Annotated in this window: 14 protein-coding genes and 2 pseudogenes; 7 read left to right on the top strand and 9 right to left on the bottom strand. The window is 61.3% G+C overall.

The window, feature by feature from the left end:
- Window positions 1-179: 179 nt before the first annotated feature.
- Complete coding sequence (locus ACZ5MJ_RS34410; protein WP_464227302.1) at window positions 180-539, bottom strand: DUF2917 domain-containing protein; 360 nt, start codon at window positions 537-539, stop codon at window positions 180-182.
- A 97-nt stretch (window positions 540-636) separates the two neighbouring features.
- Complete coding sequence (locus ACZ5MJ_RS34405; RefSeq protein WP_464227301.1) at window positions 637-1,707, bottom strand: alpha/beta fold hydrolase; 1,071 nt, start codon at window positions 1,705-1,707, stop codon at window positions 637-639.
- 328 nt (window positions 1,708-2,035) lie between these two features.
- On the opposite strand from ACZ5MJ_RS34405, the gene ACZ5MJ_RS34400 reads away from it, so the two are divergent.
- Window positions 2,036-2,323, top strand: coding sequence for a hypothetical protein (locus tag ACZ5MJ_RS34400; RefSeq protein WP_464227299.1), 288 nt, complete (start codon window positions 2,036-2,038; stop codon window positions 2,321-2,323).
- Between the two features lie 309 nt (window positions 2,324-2,632).
- On the opposite strand, the gene ACZ5MJ_RS34395 is transcribed toward ACZ5MJ_RS34400, so the two are convergent.
- Window positions 2,633-3,769: an IS110 family RNA-guided transposase gene (locus tag ACZ5MJ_RS34395; RefSeq protein ID WP_464227298.1), complete on the bottom strand. Its 1,137-nt coding sequence runs from the start codon at window positions 3,767-3,769 to the stop codon at window positions 2,633-2,635.
- 137 nt (window positions 3,770-3,906) lie between these two features.
- Between ACZ5MJ_RS34395 and ACZ5MJ_RS34390 the strand changes: the two genes are divergently transcribed.
- Together ACZ5MJ_RS34390 and ACZ5MJ_RS34385 are read left to right on the top strand one after the other, a co-directional pair.
- The gene (locus ACZ5MJ_RS34390; protein ID WP_464227297.1) at window positions 3,907-4,422 is read left to right on the top strand and encodes a hypothetical protein; all 516 of its coding nucleotides are present in this window, start codon (window positions 3,907-3,909) and stop codon (window positions 4,420-4,422) included.
- Window positions 4,423-4,705: 283 nt separating this feature from the next.
- A pseudogene (locus tag ACZ5MJ_RS34385) lies at window positions 4,706-5,814 on the top strand (Rieske 2Fe-2S domain-containing protein).
- 282 nt (window positions 5,815-6,096) lie between these two features.
- Here ACZ5MJ_RS34385 and ACZ5MJ_RS34380 read toward each other — a convergent pair.
- The 4 genes from ACZ5MJ_RS34380 to ACZ5MJ_RS34365 form a co-directional block, all read right to left on the bottom strand.
- Window positions 6,097-7,167 carry a helix-turn-helix domain-containing protein gene (locus ACZ5MJ_RS34380; protein ID WP_464227296.1) on the bottom strand — a complete coding sequence of 357 codons (1,071 nt, stop codon included), beginning with the start codon at window positions 7,165-7,167 and terminating at the stop codon, window positions 6,097-6,099.
- A gap of 617 nt (window positions 7,168-7,784) precedes the next feature.
- Complete coding sequence (locus ACZ5MJ_RS34375; protein ID WP_464227295.1) at window positions 7,785-8,126, bottom strand: hypothetical protein; 342 nt, start codon at window positions 8,124-8,126, stop codon at window positions 7,785-7,787.
- 104 nt (window positions 8,127-8,230) lie between these two features.
- On the bottom strand, window positions 8,231-8,554 hold the full coding sequence (locus ACZ5MJ_RS34370; RefSeq protein WP_464227294.1) for a hypothetical protein: 324 nt from the start codon (window positions 8,552-8,554) through the stop codon (window positions 8,231-8,233).
- Window positions 8,555-8,771: 217 nt separating this feature from the next.
- The gene (locus ACZ5MJ_RS34365; protein ID WP_464227293.1) at window positions 8,772-9,074 is read right to left on the bottom strand and encodes a hypothetical protein; all 303 of its coding nucleotides are present in this window, start codon (window positions 9,072-9,074) and stop codon (window positions 8,772-8,774) included.
- A gap of 610 nt (window positions 9,075-9,684) precedes the next feature.
- On the opposite strand from ACZ5MJ_RS34365, the gene ACZ5MJ_RS34360 reads away from it, so the two are divergent.
- On the top strand, window positions 9,685-12,993 hold the full coding sequence (locus ACZ5MJ_RS34360) for a bifunctional diguanylate cyclase/phosphodiesterase (RefSeq protein WP_464227518.1): 3,309 nt from the start codon (window positions 9,685-9,687) through the stop codon (window positions 12,991-12,993).
- Window positions 12,994-13,040: 47 nt separating this feature from the next.
- Window positions 13,041-13,646 carry a glycine-rich domain-containing protein gene (locus ACZ5MJ_RS34355; RefSeq protein ID WP_464227292.1) on the top strand — a complete coding sequence of 202 codons (606 nt, stop codon included), beginning with the start codon at window positions 13,041-13,043 and terminating at the stop codon, window positions 13,644-13,646.
- A 985-nt stretch (window positions 13,647-14,631) separates the two neighbouring features.
- On the opposite strand, the gene ACZ5MJ_RS34350 is transcribed toward ACZ5MJ_RS34355, so the two are convergent.
- Both ACZ5MJ_RS34350 and ACZ5MJ_RS34345 read right to left on the bottom strand, forming a co-directional pair.
- A complete protein-coding gene (locus ACZ5MJ_RS34350; protein WP_464227291.1) occupies window positions 14,632-15,381 on the bottom strand; it encodes an MgtC/SapB family protein in 750 nt (249 codons plus the stop codon).
- A 200-nt stretch (window positions 15,382-15,581) separates the two neighbouring features.
- Window positions 15,582-15,776, bottom strand: a pseudogene (locus ACZ5MJ_RS34345) (thioredoxin domain-containing protein); the annotation flags it as partial.
- Window positions 15,777-15,820: 44 nt separating this feature from the next.
- Here ACZ5MJ_RS34345 and ACZ5MJ_RS34340 point away from each other — a divergent pair.
- Both ACZ5MJ_RS34340 and ACZ5MJ_RS34335 read left to right on the top strand, forming a co-directional pair.
- The gene (locus ACZ5MJ_RS34340; RefSeq protein WP_464227290.1) at window positions 15,821-16,672 is read left to right on the top strand and encodes a site-specific integrase; all 852 of its coding nucleotides are present in this window, start codon (window positions 15,821-15,823) and stop codon (window positions 16,670-16,672) included.
- Window positions 16,669-16,917 (top strand): hypothetical protein, encoded by a 249-nt coding sequence (locus tag ACZ5MJ_RS34335; protein ID WP_464227289.1) that lies wholly within the window; start codon window positions 16,669-16,671, stop codon window positions 16,915-16,917. Before ACZ5MJ_RS34340 ends, ACZ5MJ_RS34335 begins: the two co-directional genes overlap by 4 nt.
- Window positions 16,918-17,218 lie beyond the last annotated feature (301 nt).

Here is a 17,218-nt window from a genome sequence, read left to right as displayed (position 1 = left end):
GTCGGCAAGCGCCGACCGGCGCCCTCATTCCCCTCGCCAGACCGAACCGAAGTCGGCCATCACGGGCCGATACGATTTTCCGCAAGTGGGGTGCCTGCGAATTGCCCCCAAGCCCTGCGAGGCCAGCGAAGCCTTCTAACAAGAATTCTGGGGGCTATTGCCGTCTAGGGATGACTAGGTCAAGAGTTTGGACCATCCAATGCAGACTGGCTCGCTCCGCGCTGCCGGAACACGGAATCGCTCAGCGCATGCACCAGCATTTTTGACCTGCGATCGACAGAGTAGCGCTGCCCCGCTTCGAGCACTATGTCTTTGGGATCGCCATCATGCGTGATCCACAGCTTCCCTGTCAGGCACTCGATGGAACTCCCGAACGCGGACGGCGTGCCGAATGTTTGCCCCTTGGCCAGTGTGCGGGATGCCGCAGCTCGATCCTTTGCGACGGCGGGCCCATGGGGCCGCCTCACCAACGCGTGGGAGAATGCAGCAATCCGATCAAAGGTGATGTTCATGGCCGGCTCCAGGATCATGTCATCCATGGAACCAGTATGTCAACCCAGGCCGGCGCGCTGAAGTGTGCGAATTACGGCATCGGCGCCAGCCGACTACGGTAGCGCCTACCGTAATCCCTGCTTCTCAACGCAATTGGCCCAGTTCTGTGGCCTTGTGCACTGCCTCAGCCCTGGTTCTGGCGCCGAGCGCTCGCATCGCGCCGGCGACGTGCATCTCGACCGTGCGCGGACTCAGAGACAGGTCACGCGCAATTTGCTTGTCGGTATGTCCGAGGGCGACTGCGTGCAGCACCTCAAGCTGCCGCGCCGTGAGTGCGACCCGATCCGATCCGACGGGGTTCACCGGTTCCACCCCAAGGAAGGCGTTGACCTCGCGCACAAACGCCGGCCAGGCAGGTTCATCGGCAAAGGGCACATGGTTGTTGCCCTCGAGAGGCACGAAGCGCGCACCCGGAATGAGCGCTGCCAGCCGGCGCCCCTGACCAAAGTAGATCATCTGATCGCCTTTCACGTGCAGCGACAAGGTGGGGCAATGCACTTGCGGCGCCAGCGCCCTGACATCGACTTCGAACATGGCGCGCAGATATCGCACGGCCACTTCCGCGGAGGCTGTTGCCTTCTGCCGCTCGTCGAACGCTCGCCGCTGCTCGGTAGTCGAATCGGGCATGAACTTCGAGACGAACACCTGCCGGAATGCGGGGCTGCCGCTACCCCATCCGAGCTCCACGAGTTTCAGCAGCGTCTCGGCCTCTTCGGTCACCCTGGCATCGACCTTGCCCGACGTAAAATAAGAGGTGGCGAAGGCGCCCATCAGAATCAGACGGCTAACCCGTTCCGGATGCCGCGCGGCATAGGCAACGGCGACCGCAGCCCCCTGCGAAGCGCCCAGCAGGTCAAAGCTACCGATTCCCAGTGAGTCGACCACAGCCTCGAGGTCGCGAACCCAAGCGTCAAACGATATCTCGTCGACCCTGCGTTGCGAAAGTCCGCAGCCGCGTGCGTCGTACGTTACATAGCGGAAGCGAGGAGAAAACAGCCCAATTAACTGACGGTCGAACGGACCAGTGAGATCGAGCTCAATGTGCGTGAGCCAAGTTGCCGCCTTGACCAAGGGCGGGCCGGTCCCGTAAAGCGCCATAGCAAGTTCCACGCCGTCGGAACTCCTGGTGAACCGGATTTCGCGGTCAAACTCCATCGCGGGCCTCCCTTGTGCCAGTTCATTATCGTAATTCTGCAAGGACTTTGTGACCGCGTGGGGAGGGGCTCCCTGGGTGAACTGTGCCTGCTTCTTATCACCGCTCGTGAATAAAGCGTCAGACCGATGGGCTGAAGGGGCGGGATGCGACGACCGCGGGCTGGCCAGCGTGGGTCGTTTGCCGGGCCATAAAGCGACATCCGCGGATCAGCTCCCTTAAATCCCCCAACATTCACGATCTAATTTGCCTGTCTTCCGTCAGAGACATTACGAAGTCTGGGGGGGTATCCATTGTCGGAAAATAATGCCGTAATTCCCTGTGGGTCTGTTGCGAATCAACCGCAATAAAAAACAAAAACGAAATTTCAAGGAAAACATGCGAGTCATCGCCATCGCTCTTGTTTGTGCGAGCAGCCTTTTTGCGGGATGCGCATCCATTGTAAGCGGCACCAACCAGGTCGTTTCCGTGGAAACCCGCGACAATGATCAGCCGCATGCCGGTGCGAATTGCAAGCTGACCAATAGCAAGGGGACTTACTATGTCACCACTCCGGGCACTGTCACCGTCAATAGAGCCTTCTATGAGGGCGAGGGTGTCAACCCCCTACAGTATTGAATTTCAGCATAGGGATGCCTAGCGCGATAACTCTTCTCCTTGCAAGCCATTCCTTCTCGTTCGCGGACTGATGCGGTTTGCGAAATCGAGGTCGGGTCCTCATTGTCGGGCTGCTGCCCGGACTACCTTCTATCCGTGCCGGGCGCAATGGCCGGCACCAACATACTACATGCGCAAAGCGCTGGGACTACCCCTGTTACCTGCGCGCCCCATCTATATGGACGGCTACCCGCGGGGGGCAGCCCGGCTCACTTACGGGCGCGCTGACCTACTTTCGTTACCGCTTCGCTGTTCGCGCTAAGATCGGCATCACGTCACCACTAGTTTGAGACTTGCCCCGGCAGGAATCTCGCCATACTCGAGATAGCGCCACAGGGCAATCGCCAATCGGCGGGCAAGTGCGACAATACCGACGCGCCGCATGCGCTTGCTGCCTGGCGCGAAGCGCGCATTGAACCATTGCGTGAGCTGACTCGTTGGCTGGTAGCGTAACCAGCTCCACGCCAGTTCGATCATTAGCCAACGGGATCGTTTGTTGCCTGCCTTGCTGATGCCTTGCTCGACCTGACTTTCGCCACTGCTGTAGGGCGTCGGTGCCAGTCCCAGGCAACTTGCGACTTCGCGCCGGTTATGAAATCGACGCCAGCCAAACAGTTCCTTGATCAGGAGCCAGGCACTGCCCGCGCCGATCCCGCGGAGGTGCGCGAGCAGCGCGATGGCTGGCTGCGTACCGGCCTTCACCGCCTGGTGCTGCTGGGTTTCGATGGTCTTAATCTGCGTTACCACCAGCGCCAATCGCGTGACTTCACGCTCGATCTCGGCACGCAAGCCGGGAGGCAGTTGTGAGCCATAATCGCTCCACCAGCGCTTCCAGGATCGGTCCCCGATGTGGGCGATCCGCAGGTTGTGCAGTACCAGCAGCGAACGAATCCGGTTGCTGTGGGCCGTGCGTTCCTGCCTGAGTCGCCCGAGCTCGCGGTGCAAACGCCGCTCATCTTCCTGCTCTGGTGTTGGCACCCGCGCGACTGTCCACAGGCGCCGCTCGCCGGCGTGGTAACGCATCAACATCGAGAGCAGCTTGTCGCCGTCGAGCCGATCGGTCTTGGCGCGTCGGGCGCGGCGGTTGACTTCAATACTGGACGAGTCAACTACCAGGTTTTGGATACCTTGCTCCGTGAGCCATCGGTGCAGCCAGAAGCCATCGCGGCCGGCTTCGTAGCAACTGCGCACTGGGGCTTGCGGCGCTAGGCCGCAGCGTGCTTTGGCCTTGGCGATCACTTGCAGGACTGCATTCAGGTCGCCAGCCACCAGCGTATGCCGGCTCGGTCCGCGCATGCCGTCGCCCAGCGACAGCTTCCAGCTCTTCTCGCCCAGTTCGAAAGCCATGTACAGCCAGCCAGTGATCGTCGTATTCTGCCCCTGAAGGGCTGTGTCAGGCATGTTCATTTGCGTGCTCCTTTCGAGAAACGAGACTGCGAATCTTCGTTTTACTCCAGGGGCTTGCCTTCGCGGCCCTTCATAGTATCTATGGCGATATCAACGTGCGGTGCGACAAGGACGGACATGAGCCGGGCCTGGCCACAGTGAAGTCGACGACCAAAGCCATGGCCTTCGGGAACATACTATTCGGTGGCGCGATTGGCGTCGCGGTGGACACCACATCGGGCGCAGCTTATGACTACCCCGAAGTGATTCTGGTACGCATGGGTATGAACTCGATCGTCAGCATTCCGACAACGGGCAACGGACTGGCGCACAGCGAAGCCTCTCTTCCCGCGCCCACTGGCTATGGTGACGCTGCCAACGTCGATGCCGTGCCCTATATGCGCGCACGCAAAGGCTACGCAACCTATCGTGAACGCAAGGCACCTAAAGCGTTCGTGCTAGCCGATGGCGGACACTATGCCTTCTGGACCAACAACTCGAATGCCATCGACAAAGCTATGGCACGCTGCCGAGATATGCGCTTCACCAATTGCCGCCTCTACGCCTATGACGACGTCGTAGTCTGGCCGCGCGGTGTCGCTCTCACCCCAGAAGACCCGCCAGAAGGTGAATCCAGAAACAAAGTGCTAAGCCGCTCTGGTACGCAGCCATAACCGGAACTGCTCGCCAACCGTTACCGCTCCGGCAAATCAAGCATCCCTAGGAGGAGCAGAATACGTGCTGATCTGTCGGGTCGGACGTCTCGAATGGACCGGAAAGCGCCGACGGACCACAAGCTTGACGGAGTCCGTCTTCGGCCAGTTTCGAGCTTCGAGCCTAGAGGGACCCTTTCGGTGAGTTCGCCGGACTTCGCGTAAACTGCGCCAGATCCCCGTTCGCTAATGCTTCCGCTTGTGGCGACGGTCGAAGCTCCCGTTATGCAAGGAGGCGTCACGCATGCATGCAATGCCTTTGCTGCATAGCAGTGCCATCGACCCTCCCGCAAGCGCGCCCGTGCGCGACCTGCGCCGCGTACCCATCCATCCCGATCACTGGTATCCACTGGCCTGGTCGAGTGAGGTCAGGCGGGGCAAAGCCCACGGGGTGCACTTTGCCGGCAATCCAATCGTGCTGGTGCGTACCGAGTCCGGTACGATTTCGCACTGGAAGATCGTTGCGCACACCGGCAGGTGCCGCTGCACGCGGGCGTGGTGGAAGGCGAGTCCATCCGCTGCGGCTATCACGGCTGGACTTATGATTGCTCCGGCCGCTGCGTCGATGTGCCATACCTCGGGCGTGAGCGCCTGCCCAACGGCGTGCGTGCCTATCCCTGCCGCGAAGTGCACGGCCTGATCTTTGTCTTTCCTGGCGATGTGGCGCTTGCCAAGGAGCGGCCGCTGCCCGCTCTGCCATCGGTCGCGGACAAGGCGTACAAGACGCGCCGCTTTGGCCGCGAGGTCAAGTGCCACTACTCTTTCATGCACGAGAACCTGATGGACATGAACCACCAGTTCCTGCACCGGCGGCAGATGGGGCAGATGCGTGCGCGGTCGCTGGGCCGCCGTCGCGGCGAGGACTGGGTGGAAGTGGACTACACGTCCGCGCGCATGGAAGGCAAGCAGCCTGTGGGAGAGGCGCTGGTGTTTGGCGCCACCAAGAAGAACGGCGACCGGAACGATAAGGACGTGATGACGGTGCGCACCGGATATCCGTACCAGACCCTCCAGATCCGCTCGGGCGACGGTACATTAGTGATGGACCTGTGGATCGTCTACGTGCCGCTGGATGCGGCGCAGCGCACCAACCGGATGTTTGGCCTGCTTTCCATCCGCAAGCCCGGCATTCCGTTTGCACTGGACCTGGCATGGCCGCTGCTGGTCTGGTTCACAGAACGCATCTTCAAGGAGGACCGCTGGATCGTCGAGCGCGAGCAAGAGGCTCACGACAAGCAGGGTGCCGACTGGAACCACGAGGTGTTCCCGGTCATCAACGAATTGCGAGACCTGTTGCGCAACTGCGGCGGCCGCACCGTGATCCCGGTCCGCGAGGTGGGCGACACGGCCTGACGGCGAGGCCAACGGGGACTAGGGTGTCGAGATGGCGGTTGTACTTTGGAAGCGGCCGTTCACCTGCCGCTACTCGTAACGGCTATAAAGGCTACGGCCGGTCGCCCCGAGCCCGCAAACCGTCGCTCACCGGCCAGGCTCGGTCACTCGGCAAGGTTGCGTAGATCGCTGGCAATATGCAGGCACCTCTGTGCTGGCGAGGCCTTCTGTCGAACTGACACGGCCTTGTGATTTCGCGCCCCCGATCGCAGCTAACGACCCAACCTGTTCAACACTGCCCGTCTATGTGAAGCGCACTCGTGTTGCATGTTTGCGCTGGAGCAACGGCGCGTACTCGTGTAATTCCCGTGGCGCGATGTCGAAGGCGCGACGGAATGCACGCGTAAAGCTTGACGCATCATTGAAACCCAACCCCGAGGCAATATCCTGTACCTCTATATGCGGAAAACGCACCAGCTCATCGGCCGCCATTCGCAGCCTGCGGCTGCGGATATAAGCGGCCAGGCCGCCCTCATGCTCAAAGAGACGGTACACGCTGGCGCGTGAGAGATGCAGCGATGCCAACACGCTGTCAGGCGACAAATCCGGATCGTGCAGATTGGCCTCGACATGTCGCCGCACCTGTCCATAGACGGCAGCACGTACCGCCGCGCGGCCATTGCCGGAAAGACCTGCTTGACGGCTGAAAGCGGCGACAAGTAGCTCTATCGCGGTGAGAAAGCGCTGACGCGCTTCCTCCCGGTCGAGCTGGACGATTTGTCGATTTAACGCAACTAGATGCTCAATCATCAACCGTGTCAAAGGGGTGGTGGCGTGAATCCAGCGGCCATGCAGCGAAGCGGCATCAGGGAACGACCTTTCCACCAAATCGCGCGGCACAAAAAGGAGCAGTATCCGACCATGAAAACTCCGGATTGTGCACGGCTGATCCATGTCCAGCGCGAGGACACTTGGCACTTGCGGGATGTGCGGCGCGTCGAGCCGCGGCTTGCCGTTCAGGAACTGCCCCGGTGGCCCTTCAATGAACACGCTGAAGCTTATGTCACGAATGCTCTCGGTCGAAACCCGACCCAACGATCGCACGGCCACGTTCGGCCCGGTGCGGAAGTCGAAGAAGGTCAGATTGTCGATCGTGTAACGAGACAGCGATGCATCGAACGTATCCTCAGCTTGCTTTGACGAAGGCCGAATGTCGTAGACAGGACTCATACGCTCCTGCCAGGCCCGGAAGCTTTGACGGGCGTCGCCTTGCACGCCGAAATTGCTGTGCACGATGCCGGGCGCAAGCGTCGGCCGCTCCGGCGGCAACAGCAGGCGGCTTTGTAGCGGGGCGTCGTTCAATGTAGCACTCATCGCTGATTCTCGTCCTGATTTGGTCCGCCCCGTGCGGCTGAACTTTATGTTGAGCCACTAGCTCGCTCGGAGAGTGCTAGTGTAGGTTGCCAAGCATATCAGTACTTGTTTTGCCGTAGCGCACAGCGAACGACTCGCCGGAAAATCGATCGCTTTCAGTACTCCGAAACCGCACGCGATCTTGAGCAGGCCGACTGTCGGTGGCCGCCTTACATTTCCGTTTCGACTTTTAGAATGACCGCTTTCGAGGAGACCACTGTCATTTCCGGGTCGGCATGAGACGACCGCATAGCAGCTTACATCCCTTGCCGTCCGCGGCACCTCGCTGCCTGGTTTTGATCATGCCTGTCGCCGGCACAAAAGTGGCGGCGACGCCGTCAGACCGTGCGACATTTTGAGTACTATGTCCAGACTTTATGCCGGTCATTTCTATATGGCACGCGCCTTTTCGTTGCGCCACCCCGCCCCGAGTGAATCTGGCTGTGCCCTGTGACGCCTCGTGGCTTGACGAATCGTTGATCAGGTAAGGGCGTCAACCGCCCCGGTCGGATTGCGAGGCATAGGGCAACAGTAGGCACGACGGGTCTTGAAATGACAGGCTGCCCGGTGGACCCCCGTCAACGCTTCTCCGCGTCGAAGGCGTTCTGCCAGACATCTGGGTCGGGCGGATAGACTGCGTCAAAGTGCTGGCGCAGCACATCAATCTCCTGCACGATGTTGAACGAAAAGCCATAGCGGCCGCCACGGTCGTCAAACTGCAAGCTGTTCAAGTAGTGGCGACAACCAATCACATCAAACCATTTGGCGGCAATGGTATTGATGATGCGTGGAAACCTACGCCCGAGCTCGACTGGCCGGACATGGGCGGGCAGCTCCATCATCCACCGCGTGGCCTCGTCGCGAAGCGCGAGATTCTCCTCGGTGAGGTTTTTGCGCTGGAACGCTGGATCGTGAGTCATGCGGTCCTCCGGTTGGCCAGCAGGATAGCCAATTGTAGCAGTGCGCCGGCTCCCTCTATGACACGGGTTCGATGCTCGATAATGCCTTTGGCAACCGGTCAGGCTCACAGCTTACCCGGTGCCATGAATTCCATGCTGACATCCTTGGTCTCCCCGTCATCATACTGTCCAGACAACTCCTCCCAAACACGCCTAGCGTCACCGTCGAAGCACGGCGCGCCCGACAGCAAATATCGCCGTCCGCTTGCGGTTACGCCGACAGCTGCGTCATGGTCGAACGATTGGATCGCGCTGCTCACTCGAACCGCTTTGTTCTCGACGCAGTACCCCACCAAATTTCCTTGGCCCGACCTTGTTTCGCGGACCCGCCAGCGCTCAAGAGTGACGAGCGGCTGGACTTCGGCAGGTGCAACTTTGTTCAGAGACATTATGTGTTCAACAATTGAAACCGAGCTAAAGCCAGCCGACTCTATTTTGGCAAAAGGTGCATACGGGCTTTCGAGAGCGGACCGCGAACCAATGCTCCGTTGTCCGGTGTCAACGGACCAAGAAAAAGGCCAGCTGTGCAGGGAATAGCGGCGTGCCCATTCATGCGAGATAGACGCGACCGCGAGCCTACGTCGGCCGACGCTTTCTACAACGGACTCAGTCGCTCTCCGACGAACCATACCCCACATTCTCATTGCCGAGAGGAAGCACGTTGCGGAAGCGTTCCTCGATATGAGCCACGATGGCCGGGGTGGCCCTCCCACGCATTATGTCGAGAAACTCTTGGAAGGCTTGTTCGATAGACGCCAAGTCCATCGCCTCAATCAGACGCGTCTTGATAGGGTGTCCTGTTCGGCCGAGCGTCCGTTCTGCCACATCCATGAGATACATCCGGGCGGCGGCAAGGGAGCGCCTCTGTTCAGGCAGCTTCGGCGGGATGGCCGAAGGTTGCTCTTCCAACTGCCGGGTCGCCTTCCGCGCTGGTGGCGGATTTACGTTTTTGCCGCATCGAATCCCTGGCAGTAGGGACCGAAGTTGCCGCCTACTATTTCTCTGGTCTTGGGTTCATGCCCATCGACCGTGAGGCCATACCTCTGCAATTGCTGAGCTCTCGCGAATCTCGCGTCCCACCGTCAGATGTGCAACAGTCATGAAGGTCGTGGCTCCAGGCGCAATTCTTACAGCGGCTGGCGCGCGAGCGCCGCTTCCGCTTCGCCCCCGCTCGGCCTGCGGCCGTGCCACGGCGACTTCCGCTTACACGGTTTCCGAGTCGCCCGCTGACTTGACGCTGCGCCTGCTTGCCGAGTCGGTCAACGTCGCAGCGCAGGCCAACAACTCCGAATCCCTTGCTCCTCAAACTGACACCCCACTTAAGAAGGGTGTCGGCATCGAAACATTTAGCGCCTGTCAACCCCCGCTTGCTATAGATTGTTAAGACATTTAAACGGCTGCTCAAATAGCCGTATCAGCCAGCAGTCCATTTTTCGCATCAGTCGTTGGCGGCAACCGCTACGTTGCGTGGCCGCCGTCGACATCCGGGGAAACAATTTTGCGCCAGACGCTTGTGGGCATGCTGCGCCCGCTTGGGCGCCTTGGATCGCGCACCATCACGGCGGGCACTTTGCTGCTTGGCGTGCTGACGACGGCCTTCGTCTATGCGTTCTGCACCGATTTGCTGGAACGGGATGTCCGCCTGCGTTTTGAGAACGATACGGGCGACGTCATCCAGCAGATCGATACCCGCATCCGGCTCTATACCGATGTACTGGTGACCATGCAGGCGCTGTTCGGCGCCAGCGACCATGTCTCGCGCGGTGAGTTTCGCGATTTTGTCAGCGGACTGAACCTGCCGCAGCGCTATCCCGGTTTCCAGACGCTGAACTACGCGCCGTACGTGCCGGCGGCCGAGATCGATGCCTTTGTCGCCCGGCAGCGGAGCGATCCAATCCTGCGCGAGGCTGGCGTGACGTTCAACGTCCGTCCCCTCGGCCGGCGGCCGGGCCACTTCGTGCTGACCTATGTCGAGCCGCTCGACATCAACCTGGCATCGATCGGCATCGTCATGGGCGCCGAGCCACGTCGTCTGGCCGCGCTCGAGCGGGCGCGCGATACCGGCCAGTCGGTTAGCAGCGGCCGCCTGATCTTCAGCGAGGCCAGGAACCCGCATGTGGGCATCGCCCTGCGCCTGCCGGTGTACCGTAAGGTGCCAGACCTGGACTCCGTGGAAGCGCGCCGACGCGCCTATGTCGGCTCGGTCGGCGCGGGGATCCGGGTGGACGATTTGATGAAAGACCTGGTCAGCAACGAGAATCTGCGTGGGATCCGGTTCCGTGTGTATGACGCCGGAGACTTTGCGGAGCCGGCGGTTTCCCCCTCCGCCGCCAACCTGCTCTTTGACAGTGTGACCGGGCTGGCCGCGCATGGCGCGGCGGCACTGACGGATGGCCAGGCGGTCCCGGGCGGGGGGCAGCATGACCTGAGCAAGGTCGTGGTGCGGGATTTCGGCGGACGGCGTTGGGTGATCGCATTTGCGGCCGATGCGAGAGCCATCAGTGGTCTTCAGCGCTATCTGCCGGCGCTGGTGGTGATCTCCGGCCTGATCATCAGCGTGCTGCTGGGCTGGCTGGCCTACGCGTTGTCGAGTTCGCGGGCGCGCGCCGTCGCAGTGGCCGAACAGATGACGCACAGCCTGCGCGAAAGCCAGGCCGCGCTAGCCGAGGCGCAGCAGATCGCCCACCTGGGCGACTGGCGGATCGACCTGGGCAAGGACAGCGCGCACTTTTCTCGCGAAATGGCCCGCCTGCTCGGATGGCGCGGCGACCAAGCGACGCCGGAAACGTTGTTCCAGGCGATCGACGCCGGCCACCGCGCCGTGCTGCGCGAAAGGATGCGGGCAGCCCTGCAGGACCGCCTGCCATTCGAGTTTGAGTGCCCCTACCGGTCGGGGCGCGGGCGCCGGGGCTGGCTGCACCTGATCGGGCACGCACATGGGGCGCCGGACAGCGCCGTCCTGCGAGGAACCGCGCAGGACATCAGCCAGCGCAAGTCCGCCGAGCAGGCGCGGGCGCAGGAACACCAGATCACCTTGCACCTGGCTACCGCCACCAGCGAAATCGAGGGGTTGGAAGAGATCGTCCACACACTGCTCGAAGGCATGGACTGGGAGGCCGGCGCTTTCTGGCCGGGCGACGACAGCCATGGGCTGAAGCTACCGCCGGTGAGCCTGGCCCGGGTCAAGGCGCTGGAGCCCTGGCTTGCCGAACGCCCCGCATGGCCGGTCGGCGCCGCGGTCTTGCAGGCGCCGCAATGGTACGCAAACCGGCGCGCACTGGCCCGGCATGCGCAAGCCGGGTGGTTCGACGCGGGCGGCATCCGGACGGTGTTCGCCTTCCCGCTGAGCCGGGGGCATGTGACGCTCGGCGTCGTCGAACTCTATTCCCGTGCCAGGCGCAGCCCGGACGCGCACGCGCTCGCAATGGCGGGCGGCATTGCCAATCAGACCGGACACTTCCTGCTGAGGCGCCAGGCCGAGGAGAACTTGCGCTTCATCGCCAATCACGATGTCCTTACCGGCCTGCCGAACCGCCTCATGTTCAAGGCCGAGTTCGAGAAGGCGCTGACCCGCGCCCGCGCCGGCAATCACCCCCTGCATGTCATTTTCGTGGACCTGGACGAATTCAAGGTCGTGAACGACACCATCGGCCACAACGCTGGCGACACCGTGCTGCGCGAGATGGCCGGCCGGCTGCGCGAGAGCCTGCATGACGTGGAACTGATCACCCGCTTCGGTGGTGATGAATTCATCGTGCTGCTGGATCCCAAGGGCGATTCGACGCTCCTGGAGCGGACCATCGCCAGGATCCAGGCTGCACTCGCGCCGGGCTTCGTCGTCAATGACTCGGAACTTCGCATGACGGCGAGCATCGGCATCAGCTCCTTCCCCGAGGACGGCAACGATTGGCAGACCCTGCTCAAGCATGCCGACCTGGCCATGTACGGTGCCAAGCAGCTTGGCAAGAACGGCTACCGGTTCTACTGCCAGGGCATGAGCGCGTCCCTGCAGCGGCGCATCGACATGGAGTCGCACCTGCGCCGTGCGCTCGAACAGCAGGAATTCATCCTCTACTACCAGCCGCGCATTGCGCTCGCGTCGGGCGCGTGCACGGCGGTCGAGGCACTCATCCGCTGGCGTCATCCGGAACTCGGCATGGTCATGCCCGCAGATTTCATTCCCTTCGCGGAGCAGAGTGGCGCCATTGTCGAGATTGGCGCGTGGGCCCTGCGCGAAGCGTGTCGCCAGAATGCCGCTTGGCGCGCGCAGGGACTGCCGCCGGTACGTGTAGCGGTCAATCTATCGGCGCGGCAGTTCGCCGACAAGTCGCTCAGGCTGACCATCATCGATGCCCTGCGACAAGCGGGCCTGCCGGGCAACCTCCTGGAGCTTGAACTTACCGAGAGTATGGTCATGAGGGATGCCGATCAGGCTTCCAGCTGGTTCTCGCGCCTGAAGCGCACAGGCGTGCGACTCGCGATTGACGACTTCGGCACCGGCTACTCCTCGCTTGCCTACCTGAGCCGCTTCCCAATCGATACGGTCAAGATCGACCGCAGCTTTGTCCGCTACATCCCGGAAAGCCGCAGCGACACGCAGATTACCAGCGCCGTGATCGGGCTCGGCCACCGACTCGGACTGGAAGTGGTCGCCGAAGGCGTGGAGAACGAGGCGCAGCTCGAGTTCCTGCGCCGCGAAGGCTGCGACGAAGTGCAGGGCTACTACTTCAGCCATCCGCTGCCGCCGGCTAAGATCACGTCGTTCCTGGCCAGCTGCATGGAGAATGGTCCCGCTTTCGAGCAGGGACCGCAACCGATGCGCGCCTGAATGGGTCCGGCGCGTGCTTACGTAGTCCAATAACAGGGAGTGAAATCATGCAGGACCGTACCGTTGAAATCATGTGGCAGGCCATCGACGCCCTCGACTTTTCCAGGATGAAGGCCAAGCTGCTGCACCAGAAGCATACGTCTTGGACTCCGGAATCGTTGGAACAGGCGCAGAGCGGCTACCGGGAATTCCTCAAGCTGGCGGCGAAGTATCCGGGCACGCCTGCCGTTCCCAGCGAACAGGTGGATGCGTTCTGGCATGCCCACATCCTGGATACGAGGCGTTATGCCAGCGATTGCGAGACTATCTTCGGATATGTCCTGCACCACGACCCGTACGTTGGCATCGATGGCCCGGAAGATGAGGCCCGCCTGTTGAAACTGGCCGCAGTGAGCGATGCCTTGAGTATGCGCGAATTCGGCAGTCCGCTGACCTCTGCCTCATATTGCGCTCGGGCAGCAGCCGAGGAACCCGCCTACTGTGCACGCATGGCCAAGGCAGAGCCCTCGTACTGCGCGCGCATAGCTAAGTCTGTCGAACCCGCATACTGCGCGCGCGCAGTCGAGGCCGACGAAGTCATCTCCCTGGAGCACTCAGGTGCAGGCCGGCCGGCCTATTGCGCACTGACATTGTCTCAGGCTGCGTCCTGCTGAGGGCTTGGCTCCGACCGGACACTGTCAGGGTGCGAGGTCGACCACGGGCAGTTTCGGTAACGGCAAGTTGCGGAGAATCTGCATCGCGCATGCAGTGCTGCGGCCGGAGGTCTGCGGGCGGCGTCGCCTGATCCGCTGAGTGCCAACTCAAACCGAAACTGCGACTTCCCTATGGGTTGCCGCGCCGACCGTTCCCTCTGCAGGAATGGGCTTGGAGGACTGTCGGGGCGAAGGACGCGAAGACCGCGCCAAACCGCGGACTGACTAAGCGGCAAGGCGGTGGTCTTCTTTTCGGAGATGGAGGGATACCATCGTCAATCAGCCGCAGATAGCCTGGCGGCCTCGGCATGCGCACAAGCAGCTTAGCGCAGCCTGGAAAAGGCTGCTGTTGTTGAGTGCCTTTTGGCCGATAAGCGCCCGTTATCGTGCCTTATCGTCTCCTCCCGCGCGCTGCCTCACGTTCATCCGAACGCCGCTCGCTGAGGCACCCGTTGCTTGTCCGAGCGGACGGGGAACGCAACGGCGGTATTCGGCAAGTGCCGACCGCTTTGCGGCTGACGGAAGTCGCTTCCCGGCTGCGGTCATAGACCCATGCTTTCGCGCGGACATTCGAACGTCGGCTGCGCGTACCGGTCATTCATGTATAGAAATGATCCGGCAAGTCGTCGGCCATTGCGGACGACCGTGAGCAGAAGCCGGTGTTCCACCACTGTCCGCTTTGGGAACTGCGCCTCAACTGCCGCTATCAGCAATAAAGCGGTCACCGTGAAGCCACGCTGTGGGTGCGTCGACGAGGTAATTCGGTGACGGCTTGTTGCGCGTTGCTCGCGGGATTGGCTGTATTGGCTGCAGTCGCGGGTTAGCTAGTTTAGATCGACACACCAAAGATCGAATCCGAAATCCATATTGATGGCGATGCAGCAGGTTCGTTTGCAGGGAAGCCGCCAAGCGCGGATCGTTTCACATGCAGGAGTTGCGCAGGATTTCAGTGCCGCGCTGGGGAGACATGGAAGCTCTCTACGCCCTTGTACTGACTCATCATGTGTGCCAGCTCGGAGACTGAGGCACTCTTGCTCTTGTCCCGGGCGACCGCAATGAAGTGCCACTCGGGCTGACCGTCGCGAAAAGTAATCGACAGGGTCCCGCGAGCGATTTCGTAGCCGTGTTCGCCCGACACCTCGCGCAGCGCTTCTTCGTTCGGCAAAAAGTCCTTGTGGTAGCGCACTACAATCGCGACCCCGCCGCGGGAGGGGAGCCGCTGTTCCAATCTGGATATCATGGACATACACAGCGCGGACAACACCGCCAACAATATCGCGGCAGCGTAGAAGCCGATGCCAACCATCACCCCGATTGCCGCCGAAGCCCAGATCGACGCAGCCGTGTTCAGTCCAGTGATACTGAAGCCTTCCTTGACAATGACCCCGGCTCCCAGGAAGCCGATACCGGTGACGATTCCCTGGATGACGCGTGTCGGATCGACGAACTCTGGCGTGGCCGCGTGTCCTCCATACCAGAATCCGGGGTATCCAGCGATCACGGTCAAGGCTGCCGAGGCCATGCACACCAGTCCGTAGGTGCGCATACCCGCGGCGCGGCCGTGGAACGAGCGCTCATAACCGACTAAGAGCCCTAGCAACAGAGCCCCCAGTAAATTTAGGAAAATGACGACGTTCGTCGCCACCTCTGGACCCGACCAGTAGGCCGCCATCGCTTTTGCGGAAAGGATATCCATAGCTGCCTCCAGACTCGTGCTTTCAATTGATGCATGCGACATCACCCGGTCATCGAGGTCGGCACGACAAGGCTGCCGCGACGCACATTATGCTGCCAAGGCAGCCGGCCCGCCGAAGTTGAACATCTTCCCGTCTTTTCGAAGGGGCGGCCGGGGCACGTGACGTTGTCCTAGCGGTTGAAATCGGTGAGATGCCGTCCTTAGGGCCTGCCTTTCTTGCCGAAAGCGCGCGCGAGGCTGTCAAGGAAGCGGGATGTGGATTGATAGCCGATGACCCGCACCGGGCTCTCTCGCCCGTCGGCGCCGAACAAGATGGTGCCAGGCGGCCAGAATGGGCCGAAGTGCTTGAGCAACGCCTTGTCGTCGGCGTTGTTTTGTGTTACGTCAGCCCGACGCATGACAGCCCCGGCCAACTGTGCCTGCGGTTCCTGAGGCGGTTGTGACTGCGCTGAAGGTGATGGAGCGGTGGTCTGCTCCCTATCGGGCCATGATTGAGGCCGAGATCGAAGCCCTTCGTTCGCAGGACCCTCTGGACCCTGAGCTTGCCGAGGCGCAACTGCATTTGAACGCTGTCTTCCTGGCCATAACGCCGAACAGAGGCAACCAGTTGCGCACGATGTCACTAGGGGCGTGGAACAAGGCGTTGAAATCGTTCGCGCAGAATTGCGGCTTGGGTTGGGAACTGGCCAGCCATCACTTTCGACGGAAGTTCGCAAGCTATGCCGCCCGGACTCAGTTCGGAGACCTGCGGTACTTACGATCACACTTCAAGCATTGGTCGATGGACATGACGCTAGGCTACGCTCTTAACGAGTCACAGGAGATTGCGCGCTACGCCGAGATCCAGACGGAACTTGACGACATCAAGACGGAAGTCGTGGAAGGCTGGCTGCGATCCGGCACCGCCCTGGCCGGTGGCTACGGTCGAAATATCGTGTCCTGGCGCGGCGGCCAGGCCGTGACTATTTTCAAAGACCACCGCCAGATGGTTCGGCCGTTGGCGGAAAGTAGGTCCATCCGCAGCAGCGGGCATGCGTGGTGCACAGCCGACGATAACCGGTGTGTCGGCAATGATTTAGAGCGCACGCGTTGCAGCGGCTGCAACAACGCGATCATCGGGCCAGAGCACGCTCCGCTCTATCGGGGCCTCCATGACCATCTGCAGGAAGTGCTAGCCTGTGATGACTTCGGCGAAGGCGGACGAAATTTGGTCCGCCGAGACATGCAGCGTTGTAGCGATGTGTTGGTGACCCTGAGTCAGGGGGATAATTCGGGGTCTGCCGCGCCATGAGCAAACAACGCAAGCGAGCAGATCAGCGCGAGAAGGATCTGCGCCTGGCGATGTTTCGAATCCAGCAAGGTCGTGCTCGCCACACCAACGCGAAGAAGCTGACCATCAGCGCAGTTGCCGAAGAGGCCGGGGTGACCGGTCCACTGACCCACAACCACTACCCCAAGATTGCTGAAGCCATTCGACTAGCCCAAGGTCGCGACAGTCGCGCTCAGCGCAACGCAAAGCAAAGCAACTGGAGCTAAAGACGGCACGTAAAAATTCGTGAGCTTCGGCAGGACATTGCAAACCTCAGCTCGGACATGAGTCGGCTGGCGTCGATCAACGAGGTATTGCTCGCTGAGAATGCCGTGCTACGGGCGCGGCTCGGCGATTCCGATGTGCTGCCGATGGTGAAGCGACGTCAAAACTGACGCTCACGGCTTCGTAGGCTGCTCTTGCCGCTACGAGATCATGCCAAGCGCGGAACAGAATCGGGCAATTGCGGGCTCGGATACCCAACACCTGCCAAAGTGACGGCGCGAGCCGGGGGTAATGGCCAAAGAC

This window comes from Cupriavidus sp. LA-1 (genome assembly GCF_055385985.1).
The sequence above is the reverse complement of the archived record's forward strand: the minus strand, read 5'-3'. Positions and strand labels throughout refer to the sequence as shown.